Origin of the sequence: Paraburkholderia edwinii (genome assembly GCF_019428685.1) — a bacterium.
GTDB lineage: Bacteria > Pseudomonadota > Gammaproteobacteria > Burkholderiales > Burkholderiaceae > Paraburkholderia > Paraburkholderia edwinii.
On record NZ_CP080096.1, the window covers coordinates 1,788,634 to 1,805,616 of the forward strand.

General features: G+C 61.9%; 18 protein-coding genes. 12 read left to right on the top strand and 6 right to left on the bottom strand.

The annotated features are described in order from the left end of the window. Window positions 1-3: 3 nt before the first annotated feature. The 5 genes from KZJ38_RS29790 to KZJ38_RS29810 form a co-directional block, all read right to left on the bottom strand. Complete coding sequence (locus KZJ38_RS29790) at window positions 4-339, bottom strand: sugar ABC transporter ATPase (protein WP_219800670.1); 336 nt, start codon at window positions 337-339, stop codon at window positions 4-6. A gap of 234 nt (window positions 340-573) precedes the next feature. Continuing rightward, window positions 574-1,725 carry a porin gene (locus KZJ38_RS29795; protein ID WP_219800671.1) on the bottom strand — a complete coding sequence of 384 codons (1,152 nt, stop codon included), beginning with the start codon at window positions 1,723-1,725 and terminating at the stop codon, window positions 574-576. A gap of 672 nt (window positions 1,726-2,397) precedes the next feature. Next, window positions 2,398-2,826 carry an HIT family protein gene (locus KZJ38_RS29800; RefSeq protein WP_219800672.1) on the bottom strand — a complete coding sequence of 143 codons (429 nt, stop codon included), beginning with the start codon at window positions 2,824-2,826 and terminating at the stop codon, window positions 2,398-2,400. A 213-nt stretch (window positions 2,827-3,039) separates the two neighbouring features. After that, window positions 3,040-3,483 carry a hypothetical protein gene (locus tag KZJ38_RS29805; RefSeq protein ID WP_219800673.1) on the bottom strand — a complete coding sequence of 148 codons (444 nt, stop codon included), beginning with the start codon at window positions 3,481-3,483 and terminating at the stop codon, window positions 3,040-3,042. After that, window positions 3,480-3,821: a hypothetical protein gene (locus tag KZJ38_RS29810; protein ID WP_219800674.1), complete on the bottom strand. Its 342-nt coding sequence runs from the start codon at window positions 3,819-3,821 to the stop codon at window positions 3,480-3,482. The genes KZJ38_RS29805 and KZJ38_RS29810 overlap by 4 nt, the downstream gene beginning before the upstream one ends. On the opposite strand from KZJ38_RS29810, the gene KZJ38_RS29815 reads away from it, so the two are divergent. The 6 genes from KZJ38_RS29815 to ehuR all read left to right on the top strand — a co-directional run bounded on the left by KZJ38_RS29815 (window position 3,733) and on the right by ehuR (window position 10,233). Continuing rightward, window positions 3,733-4,443: a CDP-alcohol phosphatidyltransferase family protein gene (locus KZJ38_RS29815; RefSeq protein WP_425518380.1), complete on the top strand. Its 711-nt coding sequence runs from the start codon at window positions 3,733-3,735 to the stop codon at window positions 4,441-4,443. The two genes, KZJ38_RS29810 and KZJ38_RS29815, sit on opposite strands and share 89 nt — an antisense overlap. Next, window positions 4,440-5,300, top strand: a complete 861-nt coding sequence (locus KZJ38_RS29820; RefSeq protein ID WP_246641833.1) for a HalD/BesD family halogenase — start codon at window positions 4,440-4,442, stop codon at window positions 5,298-5,300. Before KZJ38_RS29815 ends, KZJ38_RS29820 begins: the two co-directional genes overlap by 4 nt. After that, window positions 5,297-6,301, top strand: coding sequence for a flippase-like domain-containing protein (locus tag KZJ38_RS29825; protein WP_219800676.1), 1,005 nt, complete (start codon window positions 5,297-5,299; stop codon window positions 6,299-6,301). The genes KZJ38_RS29820 and KZJ38_RS29825 overlap by 4 nt, the downstream gene beginning before the upstream one ends. 44 nt (window positions 6,302-6,345) lie before the next feature. Further along, the gene (locus tag KZJ38_RS29830; protein WP_219800677.1) at window positions 6,346-7,110 is read left to right on the top strand and encodes a phosphocholine cytidylyltransferase family protein; all 765 of its coding nucleotides are present in this window, start codon (window positions 6,346-6,348) and stop codon (window positions 7,108-7,110) included. Between the two features lie 129 nt (window positions 7,111-7,239). Then, window positions 7,240-8,643 (top strand): MFS transporter, encoded by a 1,404-nt coding sequence (locus tag KZJ38_RS29835; protein ID WP_219800678.1) that lies wholly within the window; start codon window positions 7,240-7,242, stop codon window positions 8,641-8,643. 192 nt (window positions 8,644-8,835) lie between these two features. After that, window positions 8,836-10,233 carry a MocR-like ectoine utilization transcription factor EhuR gene (gene ehuR / locus KZJ38_RS29840; RefSeq protein ID WP_219800679.1) on the top strand — a complete coding sequence of 466 codons (1,398 nt, stop codon included), beginning with the start codon at window positions 8,836-8,838 and terminating at the stop codon, window positions 10,231-10,233. Between the two features lies 1 nt (window position 10,234). Here the strand turns inward: ehuR and KZJ38_RS36965 are convergent, their stop codons facing one another. After that, entirely contained in the window at window positions 10,235-10,363 is a 129-nt protein-coding gene (locus KZJ38_RS36965) for a hypothetical protein (protein ID WP_281425835.1), read from the bottom strand. Between KZJ38_RS36965 and eutB the strand changes: the two genes are divergently transcribed. From eutB to KZJ38_RS29870, 6 genes are all read left to right on the top strand, one after another. After that, window positions 10,362-11,393, top strand: coding sequence for a hydroxyectoine utilization dehydratase EutB (eutB, locus tag KZJ38_RS29845; RefSeq protein ID WP_219800680.1), 1,032 nt, complete (start codon window positions 10,362-10,364; stop codon window positions 11,391-11,393). The two genes, KZJ38_RS36965 and eutB, sit on opposite strands and share 2 nt — an antisense overlap. Before the next feature lie 28 nt (window positions 11,394-11,421). Beyond that, entirely contained in the window at window positions 11,422-12,435 is a 1,014-nt protein-coding gene (locus KZJ38_RS29850; protein ID WP_219800681.1) for a cyclodeaminase, read from the top strand. 9 nt (window positions 12,436-12,444) lie between these two features. After that, entirely contained in the window at window positions 12,445-13,665 is a 1,221-nt protein-coding gene (gene doeA, locus KZJ38_RS29855) for an ectoine hydrolase DoeA (protein WP_219800682.1), read from the top strand. Between the two features lie 3 nt (window positions 13,666-13,668). Beyond that, entirely contained in the window at window positions 13,669-14,739 is a 1,071-nt protein-coding gene (gene doeB, locus KZJ38_RS29860) for a N(2)-acetyl-L-2,4-diaminobutanoate deacetylase DoeB (RefSeq protein WP_219800683.1), read from the top strand. Window positions 14,740-14,811: 72 nt separating this feature from the next. Then, a complete protein-coding gene (locus tag KZJ38_RS29865; protein WP_219800684.1) occupies window positions 14,812-15,306 on the top strand; it encodes an Lrp/AsnC family transcriptional regulator in 495 nt (164 codons plus the stop codon). A gap of 154 nt (window positions 15,307-15,460) precedes the next feature. Continuing rightward, entirely contained in the window at window positions 15,461-16,966 is a 1,506-nt protein-coding gene (locus KZJ38_RS29870) for an NAD-dependent succinate-semialdehyde dehydrogenase (protein WP_219800685.1), read from the top strand. Window positions 16,967-16,983: the final 17 nt, after the last annotated feature.

Here is a 16,983-nt window from a genome sequence, read left to right on the forward strand (position 1 = left end):
CGATTACGTCGTACACCGCGCGATCGCGAACCGCAGGTCCTCTTCAGGCGGATCGTCCGCCGTGCCTCGCACGACCTTCACCACCGATCCGCCGCGCGACGGCGTCAGCGTAATGAAATACGACCCGTTCGACGACGATCCTACCGTGAGCTCAGTCGAACCGTTGTTCTTCGACGTATGCACGCGTGAAAGCCGCCTGTCGAGACAATGCGCAATATCCGATGTCTGGCGCGCGGACGACACATAGACCATCGTGCCGGAGCCCGCGCTCTCGGGCCCGCGCGACGAACCGCAGGCCGCCACAAACGCAAGCGGCGCGAGTAGAAGGAGTTTTTTCATCGTTGGGTCTTTTGAATGTCTGTGCCGACGCGATTGTCACACGTGTTAAAGCGCGACGAAAAGACGGTTTACATTCAGTAACCGGTCTGCGGCATTCACACAAAAAAACGCGCGCGTCATCAAGACGCGCGCGTTCGTCGATACAGGGCAGGGTATAGCTGCCTTATTTCAAACAGCCTTCAGGCCGCTATAAAGCAAAGCCCGGCAAGCCCCGGCATCAACTCATCTGAAGCATTAGAAGCGGTGACGCAGACCGACAGCAGCCGCCACCTGGTTGCCCGTCGACGACGGCTCCAGCGTGTTGATCGTCGCGACGTTCGCACCGAAGTTGCCGAGCTGGCCCGATGCGTGCGAGTACACGCCTTCGACATACACGTCAGTACGCTTGCTCAGCGAATAGTCGGTCGTCAGCGACACCGTATGCCACTTCGGATCGCCGTTGTTCGCCGTGCCCGACACCTTGCCGTCCGTGAACGTGTACGCAGCCGCCAGGTTCAACGCCGGCGTCAACGCATATTTGCCGTTGATCTCGTAGTTGTCCATATGCAGGTTCATGCCCGTCACGCCCGGCAGCGTGAAGCCGCCGGAGGCGAGACCTTGCACGCCGTCCAGTTGCGTATGCGTATAGACGAAGTTCGCGGTAGCCGGACCGTACGTATAGCCGATACCCGCGCCATACGTGCGTTGCTGGTTGGAAGCGATATTCGCGTTGCCGTTCTGTACCGAAACCGCGCCGGTCACGTTCGAGCCCGCGTTGTTCAGTTGCAGGTACGACGCAGCGATATTCAACGGGCCGTTGTTATACGATGCGCCCGCACTCCATGCGCGGTTCTGCGAGAACTGGCCCGCCTGATTCGAGAAGCCATAGAGGCCGCCGAACGTCAAACCATAGTAGTTCGCGCTCGTGTACTTCACGGAGTTCTGAACCGAGAACGAATTGTCGAGGTTGTCGTTATCGAACGGGTGGGCCGCGAGGTTGTTGCCGTAGCCGCCGCCCGCTGCCGACAGCGGTGCGAGGAAGTCGACCATCGAATCATATTGGCGACCGAGCGTAACCGTACCGTACTGGTTGCTCTGCAAACCGACGAACGCCTGACGGTTGAACAGGTTGTTGCTCTGCGTGAACTGGCCGTTGTTCAGATTGAAGCCGCTTTCCAACGTGAAGATCGCATGCAGACCGGCGCCGAGATCTTCGTTGCCCTTCAGGCCGAAGTACGTGTTCGACACGCTGCCGCTGGATTGCTGCCAGTTGCTATGACCCCGCTGGTTGTTCGAGTAGACGAGACCAGCGTCCAGCGTGCCGTACAGCGTCACGCTACTTTGTGCATATACGGCCGGCGCGATGAATGCGCCCATGATGCTCGCAACGAAAAGGCTTTTTTTCATGGTTTGTAAACTCCGAGACAGTGCGTAGGGAATCGCGTTGAAACTGTGCATACCGCCAATCCGCGCGGCCGCCAGACGATCCGAAGCGAAGTTTATTCTGATTATTCCAAGCCCTAACTGCGTATCGCGCAACAATTCGTTCCGGAATTCGGAATAGCGCCATTAATCGCTGTAAGTACGCTTAAACAAAGGGAAAATCGTATGGCGCACTGGCGATTGACAGGCGTGTCAATACCGGGCTTGTTGTTCAGGCGCGACGTACCGTGCTTTCGCGGAAGATGAGCAATAGTTCGACAATCGGAAAGCACTCACTTTATTCGTGTGGTTTTTGGCAAAGATCTTTTCCGCGTTATGCAGTCGCGTATAGAGCCTCATGCGCATACAATCGAACTGCCCCTTGACCAAGGGTGGTCTTTTTTATCTGTACTTTCTTGCGCGGCTTTCCAGCCGCGTTTTTTTTACCTGTCGTATCCCGATTGTTTCTATATTCGCATTTATTGAGAATTTGATCGATTAATTGCGAAATAACGATTCGTATCGGAAAGCATACTGGCGGTCAAACGACAGTGCGGGCGATGGCTTATTGTCAGGGACACTTCAGAATTGAACGGGCGTTAAAGGTCTCCTAAACGCCTCTGCGGCCCTAAGCGCCCCAAGTCTCATTCGTGATTCTTAATCGTCTTCCGGCATCGCAGCCTTGATTCGCTCGGCGAACTCGCGCAGCTGCGCCATATCGGCGGGTTGCGCTGCATGCAGTTTCAACTCGAGCCCCGCATGACGCGGAATCACATGAAAGTGTACGTGTGGCACTGTCTGCCCGGCCGCACTGCCATTCAACTGCGCGATCATGACGCCTGGCGGATTGAACGCAGCTTTCACCGCGCGTGCCACTTTCTGCACGGTACGCATGCAGGCGGCCGCGCCTCCAGCGGACAGCTCGAACACTTCGGCAACCGGTTCCTTGGTGAGGATCAGTACGTGCCCATCGGCCTGCGGCATGATGTCCATCAGCGCGACCGTCACATCATCTTCGTACACGCGCAGTGAAGGCAGCTCGCCGCGCAGAATGCGGGCGAAGGGGTTCTGCGGATCGTATTTCATCAGTCGGCCTCAGTAGTGAAGGAAGTTGGGAGAGGGCGCGACGATTCTAGCGCTTGCATGCTTTGTGCGCGGCGCATAAATTCCGTTTGCTGTCGGAGACTTAGCGCTCGTGTGCGCAGGTTTTCCACATTGTTATTCAATGAAGCTGTGGACAACGCAGCCGAACCGGCGCTCGACCTCATGGGGCGTTCGCGCAGACCTTACAAGAAACGCTTATTTTCGCTTGCAGAAGATCGCCGTGATATGCGGTCCGACGTGGTGCACGATCGCGTTGCTGCCCGCTTCCGTGACGACCGCCTGCACCTTTTCCGTGTTGCCGAACACCACTGCGCCGTAGGCCGACTTCGCAAGCGGCTCGCCCTTGCCGCGTTTAAAGAGTGGATCGTCCTGTTCATAGCCGACCACCGCAAACACGCTGAAGCCGAACGCCGTGAGCCGCTCGCCGCGCGCCGGCTGGAACGCATTGATCGAATTGCTCTCGACGCGCATCGGCTCCGGGTCGATCAGCTGCTGATCCGCAAGGTCGCCGATGAACCGGTGCGCGGACTCGCCGCAAGCCAGCGCCGCGTCGAGCTCGGTCGCATGCGAAACCAGTGGGGTGGTGGCAGCAGCAGCGGCAATAAGCGCCGCGAAAAAGTGACTGAAGGTGCGTTTCATTTTTTGGTCGAATGCACGCGGTTCGCGTCGCATTGTGTGGGTTGCCAGCCGACGCCTCGCATGGCCGGTGAAATAATCAACGGCATATGAGGCCACCCGACATTTTCACAACAATTCGGCAACAAAGGCGGCACTTTAGCGGGCTTTGTCAATTCCTGCTTGCGATGCTGGGCGGTCGATCCCGCCGAAACCAACAGAATGAAGACAAATGCGGGCATGAAAATCCATTCCCGTATATATTGCCGGGTTATGACATCGAAAGAACCCCAATCGGCGGCGCCCAAAATCGTTCCGCCGCCCAGAATGTGGGACGCCAAATTGGCGCGACGGCTGATCATGCCGCTCGTCAACACTCGCGTGACACCGAACCACCTCACCACCGTCCGGCTGTTGATCGGCCTCGCGGGCGCGCTTTGTCTGGCGCGCGGTGGCTACGGATGGACCAATCTCGGTGCGTTCTTCATCATCCTGTCCAATTTCGTCGATCACACTGACGGCGAGCTGGCGCGCGTCAGCGGCAAATCAAGTCGTATCGGTCATTTTTACGATCTGGCATCGGATGCGCTCGTCACGGTCCTGTTGTTCGGTGGCATGGGCTATGGCGTGCAAGCCGCAAGCGTGCAGGGCTGGATCGGCGTCAGCGTGTCGCCGTTCCTGCTCGGGTGCGTCGCAGGCGTTGCGGTGGCGCTGATCTTTTTCCTGCGCATGCGCATCGAGGAAATGGAAGGCAAGGCCGGCACGAAGCAGGCATCGGTCGGCGGCTTCGAAACCGAAGACGTGCTGTATCTGTTGCCGCTCGTCACCTTGTTTGGCGGTGTCACGCCGTTCCTGATCGCCGCATCGATCGGCGCGCCGCTCTTTGCCGCATGGGTCGTGGTCGACCATCGGCGCGTCGTGCGCCGCAGCCGTCCATTGATGGAAGCCAAGCAGGAAGCCAGTCAGATTTGGGTTAGCCGATGAGCACGTCAGCCGAACAGCCGTACGTCGTTGTGCAAGCTTCTTCTCTCGCTGCCGGCTCGCCGCCGGCAGCGGCCGTTCCGGACCCCGATCGGGCGGTCGCAGGCCGCGTGCGCGGGTTCGACAATCCGCAGCTGCGCAAACAGTTCGCCGACCAGGGCTCGTTCCTGTACCTCGACGAATTCCTCGCGCCCGAAGTGACCGCGCAACTCGTTGTGAGCGCGCGCGGGCTGCTTGGCGAGGTCAACCGCAACTATCTGCCGGGCCACAAGCAGGGCGGCAGCGTGAGCCGCCATACGATCGACCGGCTTGCGCCGTTTATCGCCGAGCTGTACCGGTCGAAGGAACTGATCGGCTGGCTCGAACAATTGACCGGCGACAAGCTGCTCGTGTCGCCCGACGACGACCCGCATGCTTACGCGCTGTATTACTACACGCGCGCCGGCGACCATATCGGCTGGCATTACGACACGTCGTACTACGACGGTCGCCGCTACACGCTGCTGCTCGGCGTGATCGACGAATCGTCGTGCCGTCTCGACTACGAACTGCACACGAAAAATCCCGACGTGGCCGACGTGCCCGGTTCGGTGCAGATTCCGCCGGGCGGCCTCGTGTTCTTCGACGGCGATACGCTGCGCCATCGCATCTCGCCGGCCAAAGACAACGAAATGCGCGTCTCGCTGACCTTCGAATACGTGACCGATCCGAATATGCGCCCGTGGCGCCGCGTGATCTCGAACTTCAAGGACGCGATCGCGTATTTCGGCTTCCGCCAGGTATTCCGCCAGCTTGCCGGCGTTGGCAATAAGGGCGGCAACAAGGGTGGCAACAACGGCAATAACGGAGGGCGCGCGTGACTCGGGCCGCCGTGATCCTGCTGACGATCGGCGGCGCGCTGTTCGTCGCGCTGCTCGCATGGCAGGGCTTCGGCTCCGTCGCATCGACGCTGATGACCGCAGGCTGGGGGCTCGCTCTCGTTGCGGCGCTGCATCTGATACCGCTCGTGCTCGATGCGGGCGCGATTTCGGTGCTGTTCGAGAGGCGTCGCGATCGGGTCACCGAACGCGATGCGATCTTTGCGCGCTGGATCGGCGAATCGGTGAACAGCCTGTTGCCGGCCGGCCAGATCGGCGGCCCCGTGATGATGGTGCGCCAGCTCGCGCAGCGCGGCATGCCGATGCGCGATGCGGCTGCCGCGATCACGGTCAGCACGACCTTGCAAGCGATCGCACAGCTGGTTTTCGCGATGCTCGGCCTGTTTCTGTTCGGCGCTTTCGCCTCGCACGGCGCCTTCCATAACCTCGAGACCGCCGCGACCATCGCGACTGCGGTGCTCGGCGCGATGGTGGTCGGCTTCTATCTGGCTCAGCGGCGCGGTCTCTTTGGCCGGGCGCTGCGTGCGATGTCGAAGGTATTCGGCAAGCGCGACTGGTCGTCGCTGACGATGCGCGCCGACGCCGTCGACGCAGCCGTACAGGCCTTGTACAGCGAGCGCCGCCGCGTTGTCGCGAGCTTTATGCTGAGCCTTGCCGGCTGGATGGTCGGCACCGCGGAGGTGTGGCTCGCGTTGCGCTTTCTCGGCCACCCGGTCGATTGGGTCGACGCGTTGCTGCTCGAAAGCATCGGCCAGGCGATTCGCGGCGCCGCATTTGCGATTCCCGGCTCGCTCGGCGTGCAGGAAGGCGGCTATCTGCTGCTTGCACCGCTCGTTGGCCTGCCGCCCGAAGCCGCGCTCGCGCTGTCGCTCTCGAAGCGCGCACGCGAGTTGCTGCTCGGTCTGCCGGGACTGCTCTATCTGCATTTCAGCGAAAGAAGCTGGCAACGGCGGCGCACCACGCGCATGCCGGCCACTGATTGATTCATCCCCGATTCACCCGAAAACCGAAAACGGAAGGACCGCGAATGCGCGCCATCATTCTTGCCGCGGGCCTCGGCCTGCGTCTTCAGCAACAGCCCGGCGAACAATACCCGAAATGCCTGCTGCGCTTTGACGGCATGACGCTGCTCGAGCGTCATCTGCAGATGCTCGACGCGGCAGGCGTGCATGAAGTCGTGCTCGCGCTCGGCTTTCAGCCCGAATCGGTCGAAGCGGAACTGAAGCGGATCGGCTGGCATCGGCCCGTCGAAATCATGCTGAACCCGCGCTACGACCTGGGCAGCGTGCTGACCGTGCATACGGTCGCCGATGCGCTGACGCGCGGCGGCGACGTGCTGTTGATGGATGCGGACGTGCTGTACGACGAACGCATTCTGGCGCCGCTCGTGGCGGGGCAGCACACGAACCGCCTGCTGATCGATCGCGACTTCGAAACCGGCGATGAGCCGGTGAAGCTGTGTCTGAAAGACGGCGTGCCGGTCGAATTGCGCAAGCAGGTCGCAGCGAATCTCGCGTACGACACGATCGGCGAATCGATCGGTTTCTTCCGTCTGCGTGAAGAGACGGCGAAGCGTTTCGCGGAGATCGTCGCCGGTTATATCGATAGCGGCCGCGCGAATCTGCCGCACGAAGAAGCGGTGCGCGACCTGCTGCTCGAACGCAGCCACGTGTTCGAAACGGCAGACGTGACCGGCGCGCCGTGGATTGAAATCGACTTCCCGAATGATGTCGAGCGTGCGGCCGCCGAGATTCTGCCGGTGCTTCAGCCATTGGTCGGCGCATCGCGCTAAAAGCTTCGCCGCAAGCAACGCCGCACCCGGCACCGCACCGAGCATTCCGTTTGTGCCGCGGTATCGTAACCGTTAAATGGTCGTCATACCGCGGTTGCCGTACCGCGGTTTCCATTTTCAAGCCCTTGCATGCCTCTTGCATTAGGCGCCTTTATCGTTCCTTTGATCGTCGCATGCGCGATGTTCATGGAGAACGTGGACTCGACAGTCATCGTCACGTCGCTGCCGGTGATTGCGCGCGACTTCGGCAGTGACCCGATCACACTGAAACTCGCGGTTACGAGCTATGTGATCGGCCTTGGCGTGTTTATTCCGATCTGCGGCTGGGTGGCCGACCGCTTCGGCTCGCGCACGGTGTTTCGCACGGCGATCGGGATCTTCGTTGTCGGTTCGCTGATGTGCGCGGCGTCGACGTCGCTTGCCACACTCGTTGCCGCGCGTTTCGTGCAAGGCGTGGGCGGCGCGCTGATGGTGCCGGTCGGGCGCATCATCATCTTCCGTTCGATGCCGAAGTCGGAGTTCATCCGCGCGGTCAACTATCTGACGGTGCCTGCGCTGCTTGGGCCGGTCGTCGGACCGCCGATCGGCGGCTTCATCACGACGTACCTGCACTGGCGGTTGATTTTCTTCGTCAACGTGCCGATCGGTATTTTCGGCATCTGGCTCACGAACCGGCATATCCAGAATCTGCGTGAACCGCATCCGGGGCGGCTCGACTGGTTCGGCTTCCTGCTGTCGGCGAGCGGCGCGGCGCTGCTGATGCTTGGGCTGTCGCTGATCGGCACCGGGCTCGTGTCGGACACCGCGACGATCGTGATGTGTGCGCTCGGCGCCGGGCTGCTATTGGTCTACTGGTTCTATGCGAGCCGTGTCGAATCGCCGGTGCTCGATCTCAAGTTGCTGCGTATTCCTTCTTTCCATGCGAGCGTGGTCGGCGGGTCGCTGTTTCGCATCGGCCTGGGCGCGGTGCCGTTTCTGTTGCCGCTTGCGTTGCAGGAAGGACTCGGCATGACCGCGTTCAAGTCCGGGTCGATTACGTGCGCGTCGGCGTTCGGCGCGATCTTTATGAAGACGATCGCGTCGCGCGTGCTTCGACGCTTCGGCTTCCGAACCGTGCTGATCTATAACGCCGCATTCGCGGGCTGCGCGATCGCGGTCTATGGGCTGTTCTTTCCGGGCACGCCACATTGGCTGATCTGGTGTGTCGTGCTGGTCGGCGGCATTTTCCCTTCGCTGCAATTCACGTCGCTGAACTCGCTTGCGTATGCGGATATCCCGAGCCGCGACGTGGGCCGCGCGACAGGCGTGTCGAGCGTGATCCAGCAACTGTCGCTCGGTCTCGGCGTGACGATCGCCGGAATCGTGCTGCAGATATCGCACGTGCTGCAAGGGCACAAGGCGATTGTGTGGTCCGATTTCTGGCCGGCCTTTCTCGTGGTCGGTCTCTTCTCCTGCGCGTCGATTCCCGTGACCGCACATCTTCCTCAGGGCAGCGGCGACGAACTTGCGCGCGGCAAACGCGGCAGCGCTTGACGGCCGCGTTGGTCGGCGCCGCTGAGCTTACGTTGCGCGCAGACGTTGACCGTGCCATGGCACGCGGTATGCGCGCCATCGCCACAAGGCACAGCGTATAAAGCCAAAATTTTTGCCTGAATTGCTCTAGGACAATTCTTTTCCGGCGCTATTTCGTCGCACTATGGATAGGAGAAGAGCGAGGAGAACAAGTTGATCGAGCAATGGCGGGAGGCCGTGCTGGCGGTGCACGGCGTTGAATCGAAATACAAGCGGCTCGTGAAGGCGATCGCCGGCGATATCGAAAGCGAGGAGTTGTCGGCGGGCACGCGCCTGCCGCCTCAGCGCGACGTTGCGTCCGAGCTGTCGATCAGTGTGCAGACCGTCACCAATGCGTATAAGGAACTCGAACGGCAAGGGCTGATCCGCTGCGAAGTGGGGCGCGGCAGTTTCGTTGCCGAGCGGGTCACCGAGGCAATGTCGACGTATATGCTCGACACGGCCGAACGCTCGGTGGTCGACTTCTCGATTGCGCGGATCATCCACACGCCCGAACACGATGCGATGTGGCGCAAGGTCTGCGCCGCGCTCGCCGCCACCGAAGATCAACCGTGGATTCGCGCGTTCCGGCCGATCGCGGGCTTCGAACATCATCGGCAGGCGGGCATCGACTGGCTCGCGACGCTCGGCATGCCCGCATCGATCGATACGCTGCTCGTCACCAACGGCGCCGCGCATGGCATTTTCCTCGCGCTCGCGTCGCTCGTCGGTCCCGGCGATACCGTGCTTGCAGAAAGCCTGACCGACCACGGCGTGATCGGTTCGGCAAACGTGCTCGGATTTACGCTCAAAGGGCTCGAGATCGACGAGTACGGCATACACCCTGAGCACTTCGAAGAGATGTGCGACAGCGAGCGGATTACCGCGCTCGTCTGCACGCCCACGCTAAACAATCCGACCGTCGCGATGATGCCCGAATCGCGGCGCCGCGCGATTGCGCGGATTGCGGAGCGCTATGGCGTCTATGTGATCGAAGATGGCGTGTACGGTCCATTGCCGGTGAAACCGATTCCGCCGATTTCGAGCCTGATTCCCGAGCTATCGTTCTACTGCACGAGCCTGACGAAGTCCGTGCTCGCGGGCTTGCGCGTCGGCTTTATGACAACGCCACGCCGCCTCGCGCTGCGCGTCGAAAGCGTGCTGCGCGTGAGCAGCTGGATGGCGACGTCGCCGATAGCGGAAGTCGCGACACGCTGGATCAACGATGGCACCGCCGCGCGCCTCGTGCAGATCCAGCGCGAGCGGCTCGAAAAACGTCAGATCGCGCTGCAACAGGTGCTGGGCGAATACATTCTCGGTGCTCATCCGCATGCGCTGTCCGCGTGGTTGCGCGTGCCGGACCACTGGCAGGCGGACCGGCTCGTGCGCGAATTGCGCAATCGCGATATCGCGGTAACGTCGCCTGACCCGTTCCTTGTGCGCGGCGCCGATCGGCCGAATGCGGTGCGCTTGTGCGTCGGCGCGGAGATTGGGGAAGACACCTATCTCGATGCGCTTGAAACGATGCGCGACGTGTTCGAGCAATACCCGCAGGTGCACGATTTCGGCTGATTTAAGGCGCTGCATTCATGCCGCGCTCGGTGGTGTTGTCGGGCAGGCACCGCTGAAATGTACCAGGACAATAGAAATCATTTTCTGCAACATTAGACTGGGCTTCATTCAATGAAGTATCGAAGCTCATGTCTGTTCTTACGCTTGCCGACGTCTACCATGCGCGCTGCCGTCTCGAAGGCCGCGCGTACCGCTCGCCGCTGATCGAATCGGCGTCGCTGTCGGCGCTGGCGCGCACGCCGGTTTACCTGAAGCTCGAAACCGTGCAGCCGACCGGCAGCTTCAAGCTGCGCGGCGCGACGAATGCGCTCGCGCGTCTTGCGGAGCAGGGCTGCAAGCGCGTCGTGACTGCATCGACCGGCAATCACGGACGTGCGGTTGCGTATGCGGCGCGCGCACTCGGCATCGAAACTACCGTTTGCATGTCGTCGCTCGTGCCAGGCAATAAGGTCGAAGCGGTGCGCGCGCTCGGCGCGCGTGCGCATATCGTCGGCAAGAGTCAGGACGATGCGGAGGCCGAAGCATTGCGCATGACGCGCGAAGAAGGTTTTGCCTATGTGCCGCCGTTCGATCATCTCGACGTGATCGCAGGCCAGGCGACGCTCGGACTCGAAATACTGGAAGCGTTGCCCGATGTCGCGAATATCGTCGTGCCGTTGTCGGGCGGCGGACTTTTTGCGGGCGTCGCTTTTGCCGCAAAGCACATCAGCCCGGCGGTGCGCTTGACAGGCGTTTCCATGGAGCGCGGCGCTGCGATGCATGCGAGCCTCGAGGCGGGCAAGCCCGTACTCGTCGACGAACGGGAGACGCTTGCCGATTCGCTTGGCGGTGGCATCGGCCTCGAAAATCGCTACACCTTTGCGCTGACGCGCGAGCTGATCGACGACGTCATTCTGCTTGACGAAGCGTCGATTGCGCGCGGGGTCGTGCATGCCTATCGGCATGAGCGGCTGGTTGTTGAAGGCGCCGCGGCGGTCGGCATCGCCGCGCTGCTCGACGGCGCATTGCGCGACACGTTGCAGGAAGACTCGCTGCAGCGCGGTCCGCTCGTGCTGATCGTGACCGGCGCGAACATCGATATCGACCAGCATCGCCGCGTAATTAACGAAGCACTCGGCAACAAAGCACGGAGCGACGGGGCCGCGAGCAACGACGCCTGATCCACGCGACCCGAACCGGACACTCATCATGACAGCCATCACTCTGCTAAGCGAAGTCCAGCTTCGCGAATTCGTGCCGCTCGATCTTGCCGCGATCGACCAGGTCGAAGCCGCGTTCGCGTCGCTTGCCACCGAAGCGGTCGCGATGCCGCCGATTTTGCGGCTCGATCTGCCCGACCACAACGGCGAAGTCGATGTGAAAACCGCCTATCTGCCGCGCTTCGACAGCTTCGCGATCAAGGTCAGCCCGGGCTTTTTCGACAATCCGAAGCTCGGCTTGCCGAGCCTCAATGGTCTGATGCTCGTGCTGTCGGCGAAAACCGGCTTGACTGAAGCGGTGCTGCTCGACAACGGCTATCTGACCGCGGTGCGTACCGCGGCCGCCGGCGCGGTTGCCGCGCGCTGGCTCGCGAAGCGCGCTACGCCGCATGTCGCCGTGCTGGGCGCGGGTGAACAGGCACGTCTGCAATTGCAGGCTTTATCGCTGGTGCGGCCGTTCAAACGTGTAAGCGTGTGGGCACGCCGGCGCGATAGTGCCGAGCGGTTTGCAAGCGATATCGCAGCGCAGATGAACGTCACATGCGAAGTCGCGCGCGACCCGCATCATGCATTGGTTGAAGCGGATATCGCGATCACGACGACACCGAGCACCGAACCGCTGATTCAGGCGGCCGACCTGCATCCGGGTTTGCATATCACCGCGATGGGTTCGGACGCGGAGCACAAGAACGAGATCGCACCGACCGCATTGGCGGCGGTTCGCTATATCTGCGACCGCGTATCGCAAACGCGCGTGCTCGGCGAATTGCATCACGCACTCGAAGCCGGCGCAGTCGATGCGCGCGCTGCCTTCACCGAGCTTGGACAGGTCATCGCGGGCACGAGTCAAGGTCGCGCAAGCGACGATGAGATTACGCTGTGCGATTTGACCGGCACCGGCGCGCAGGACACCGCGATTGCGGCGCTCGCGCTCGCGCGTGCGCGCGCAACCGGCGCAGGAACCCTTTTCCGTAACGAAGCAACGCGCGCAGCGGCGCGCTGAGAGGAGACAATGGCGGAATCGACACAACAGAAGCAACAGGCTGCTGGGCCGGTCGTGCGGCTACCGTTCGAACGGGCCGAATACGACACGCGGATCGCAAAGACGCGCCGCGCGATGCAGATGGCGGGCATCGATCTGCTGATCGTCAGCGACCCGACCAATATGGCGTGGCTGACCGGCTACGATGGCTGGTCGTTCTATGTGCACCAGTGCGTGCTGCTCGCGCTCGAAGGCGAGCCCGTGTGGTTCGGCCGCGGCCAGGACGCGAACGGCGCATTGCGCACCGTGTTTATGCGGCGCGAAAATATCGTCGGTTATCCCGATCATTATGTGCAGTCGACCGAGCGCCATCCGATGGACTACCTCGCGCGCGAAGTGGTCGGCGCACGCGGCTGGCAAGCGAAGCGCATCGGTGTCGAAATGGATAACTACTATTTCAGCGCGGCCGCGTATGGCTCGCTCGTGCAGAACCTGCCGAACGCGAAATGGCACGACGCAACGTCGCTCGTGAACTGGCAGCGCGCGGTCAAGTCGCCGCGCGAAATCGAATATATGCGCGTGGCTGCGCGCATCGTCGAGAAGATGCATGCGCATATCGTCGAGAAGATCGAGCCGGGCATGCGCAAGAGCGATCTCGTCGCCGAGATCTATTCGACCGGTATCCGCGGTGTGGAAGGCCATGGCGGCGACTATCCGGCCATCGTGCCGCTGCTGCCGACCGGCGCCGATGCGGCCGCACCCCATCTGACGTGGGACGACACGCCGTTTGCGAAAGACGCGGGCACGTTCTTCGAAATCGCCGGCTGCTTCAGGCGTTATCACTGCCCGCAGTCGCGCACCGTGTATCTTGGCAAGCCGCCGAAGCATTTCATCGAAGGCGAGCGTGCCGTAGTTGAAGGCATCGAAGCAGGGCTTGCGATGGCGAAGCCCGGCAACACGTGCGAAGACATCGCCAACGCGTTCTTTGCGGTGCTGCGCAAGGCCGGTATCGAAAAGAACAGCCGCTGCGGTTATCCGATCGGCGCGAGCTATCCGCCGGACTGGGGCGAGCGCACGATGAGTTTGCGTCCCGGGGACAAGACGGTCCTCGAACCGGACATGACGTTTCACTTCATGCCGGGGCTATGGCTCGACGACTGGGGCCTCGAAATCACGGAAAGCATCCTGATTACCCAAACCGGCGTCGAGACGTTCTGCAACACACCGCGCAAGCTGTTCGTGAAGGAGTAGCACATGAGGGCATCGCCGATTCAGGCCACTGTCGATTTCAATGCCGAGGGCGAGCAGCACGGCTTTCTGAAGCTGCCGTATTCGCACGATGCGTCCGCGTGGGGCGCAGTGATGATTCCGATCACCGTGATCCGTCGCGGCGAAGGGCCGACCGTGCTGCTCACGGGCGGCAATCACGGCGACGAGTACGAAGGACCGATCGCGCTCGCGAAACTCGCATCGACGCTCAAGGCGAGCGACGTGAGCGGCCGTGTGATTATCGTGCCGTATATGAACTACCCGGCGTTTCGCGCGGGCACGCGCACGTCGCCGATCGATCGCGGCAATCTGAACCGCAGCTTCCCGGGCAAACCGGACGGCACGGTCACGGAAAAGATTGCCGACTACTTCCAGCGTTATCTGCTGCCGCTTGCTGACTATGTGCTCGATATCCATGCGGGCGGCCGTACGCTCGATTTCGTGCCGTTCGCCGCGATTCACGTGCTGGAAGACGCGGCGCAGCAGGCGCGCTGCGAAGCGGCGATGAACGCGTTTGGTGCGCCGTATTCGATGCGGATGCTCGAACTCGATAGCATTGGCTTGTTCGACAGCGCCGTCGAAGAAGCGGGCAAGGTGTTCGTGTCGACCGAACTGGGCGGTGGCGGCACGGCCACGGTTGAAAGCGTCGCGGTTGCGGTGCGCGGCGTATACGGATTTCTCGCGCATGCAGGCGTGCTTGCGTGGAACGCGCAGTATGCGCAGAAGACTGTTCCGCAAGCGGCGGGCGCGGACAACGCTGCCGCACGCACGACGACGCTGCTCGATATGCCCGACGGCGCCTGCTACACGACAAGCGAACACGACGGCTTGCTCGAACTGTGCAAGGACCTCGGCGAAATGGTCGAAGCGGGAGATGTAGTCGCGCGCATCTACGACGCGACGCGTACCGGCGTACCGCCCGTCGAATACCGCGCGCGCCGCGGCGGATTGCTGGCGGCGCGGCATTTTCCGGGCCTCGTGCATATCGGCGACACAGTGGCGGTGGTGGCCGATGTGGTCGAACGCGGCATTCCGGTTGCTCATGGTGCAAAGTAACCGGCCGCACCGCGAACGACTGTCCTATAGTCATCATCAACGCAAACGGGACGGCATACGCACGCGCACGACATGAAGCTCGACCGCTACGATCTCGCCATTTTGCGCATCCTCGCGCGCGACGGACGCATCACGAAATCGCGTCTCGCCGAGGAGGTGAACCTGTCGATTTCGCCGGCGTGGGAGCGCGTGCGCCGGCTCGAGGAAAGCGGTGTGATCCGTGGCTATCGCGCCGACGTCGACTGGGCGCGCGCGTTCAAGGGCAGCCGCATCATCGTCGAAGTTACGCTGGCGCGGCATACGGCACACGATATGCGCCGTTTCGAAGAGCGCGTCGCGGCCGCGCCTGAAGTGGTGCAATGCCACGCGACCGGCGGCGGCGTCGACTACGTGTTGCACGTGATGTCGCGCGATATCGACCACTACCAGCGCTTTATCGATTCGCTGCTCACCGATGAACTCGGCATCGAGCGGTATTTCACATATATCGTGACCAAAGTCGTGAAAAACATGCCGGAAGATTTGCCCGATTGGGCCGACGGCGACGCGTCAGGCGACGACGCGTAACGCGTGAAAACACGGGCAAACATCGCGCCAGAAAAACACAAACCTAACACGCGCAATACAGAAAAATCAGCAACGCGCAGGTGCCCGAACCAAAAAAATCGTGTCCCCATCCCGTCTACATTACCAGGAGATATCGAACACGGAGGAGGTCGTCATGTTGCTGGGTCATCCCGTTCTATTCAAATCGCTGTGCTACGTCGATGGACGCTGGGTGCATAGCGATAGCGCGTCCACGGTTGCCGTGCAGAACCCCGCGGACCAGGAAGTGATCGGTCATGTACCGATGCTCGAAGCGCCGCAGATCACGCAAGCCGTCGACGCCGCGCAGCGTGCGTTCGAAAGCTGGCGCTACGTTCCGGTCAATAAACGCGCAGAGCTGCTGCTGCGCTGGCACGAACTCGTGATGCGTCATCAGCACGATCTCGCCGGCATTCTGTCGATCGAGCAAGGCAAGCCGCTTGCCGAATCGCGCGGCGAAATTGCCTATGGCGCGAGTTTTATCGAATGGTTCGCGCACGAAGGCAAGCGCCTGAACGGCCGCACGATCCCGACGCATATCGATGGCGCGCATCTGGGCACGATGCTCGAACCGGTCGGCGTGGCGGCATTGATCACACCGTGGAATTTCCCGAACGCGATGATCACGCGCAAAGCCGCCGCGGCGCTGGCGGCTGGCTGCACGGTCGTCATCAAGCCCGCCCACGAAACGCCGTTTTCGGCGCTCGCACTCGCGCAGCTTGCCGAAGAAGCGGGCTTTCCGCCGGGCGTATTCAATGTCGTGCTCGGCGAGCCGCAAATGGCGATGGAAACGCTCGTGCGCGATCCGCGCGTGCGCACGGTCAGCTTCACCGGTTCGACGCGCGTCGGCGGCCTGGTGATGCAGGCCGCCGCGCAGTCGGGCATCAAGAAGACGTCGCTCGAACTCGGCGGCAATGCACCGTTTATCGTCACTGAAGACGCCAATCTCGAACAGGCGGTGCGCGTCGCCGTGGCCGCGAAGTTCCAGACGTCGGGCCAGGATTGCTGCGCGGCGAATCGCATTCTCGTCGCACGGCCGCTGTATGAGCAATTCGTCGAGCAGTACACCGAAGCGGTGCGCTTGCTGCGCGTCGGCGCCGCGTTCGATGCGAACGTCGACGTCGGCCCGCTTATGCATCAGGCCGCCTTCGATGCAACGGTCTCGCGCGTCGACGATGCGCGCACGAAAGGCGCGCGCATCACGGCAGGTGGCACGCCGCATGCACGCGGCGGATGGTTCTTCGAACCGACTGTGATCGCGGATGCAACGCCCGGCATGCGCGTTTATGACGAGGAGAACTTCGCGCCGATCTCGGCGGTGTCGCCGTTCGACACGCTCGACGAGGCGATCGAGCGCGCCAACGACACCGAATACGGACTCGCTGCGTATCTGTGTGCGACCGATCTGAACACGGTGTTTCAGGTGATTCGCCGTCTCGACTTCGCGATGGTGTCGGTCAACGGCGCGAAGTTCACCGGTGCGCCGATTCCGTTCGGCGGCATGAAGGCATCGGGTCTTGGCCGCGAAGGCGGACTCGAGGGCTTCGAGCCGTTTGTCGAGACGCGCTATTTCTGTCTGGGCCAGCTGGGCCTGCCTGTCGCTGAAGCGACGCGCGGCGCGCCGCACGCGCTCGCGAGCTAAACACGTACCGTACGGCG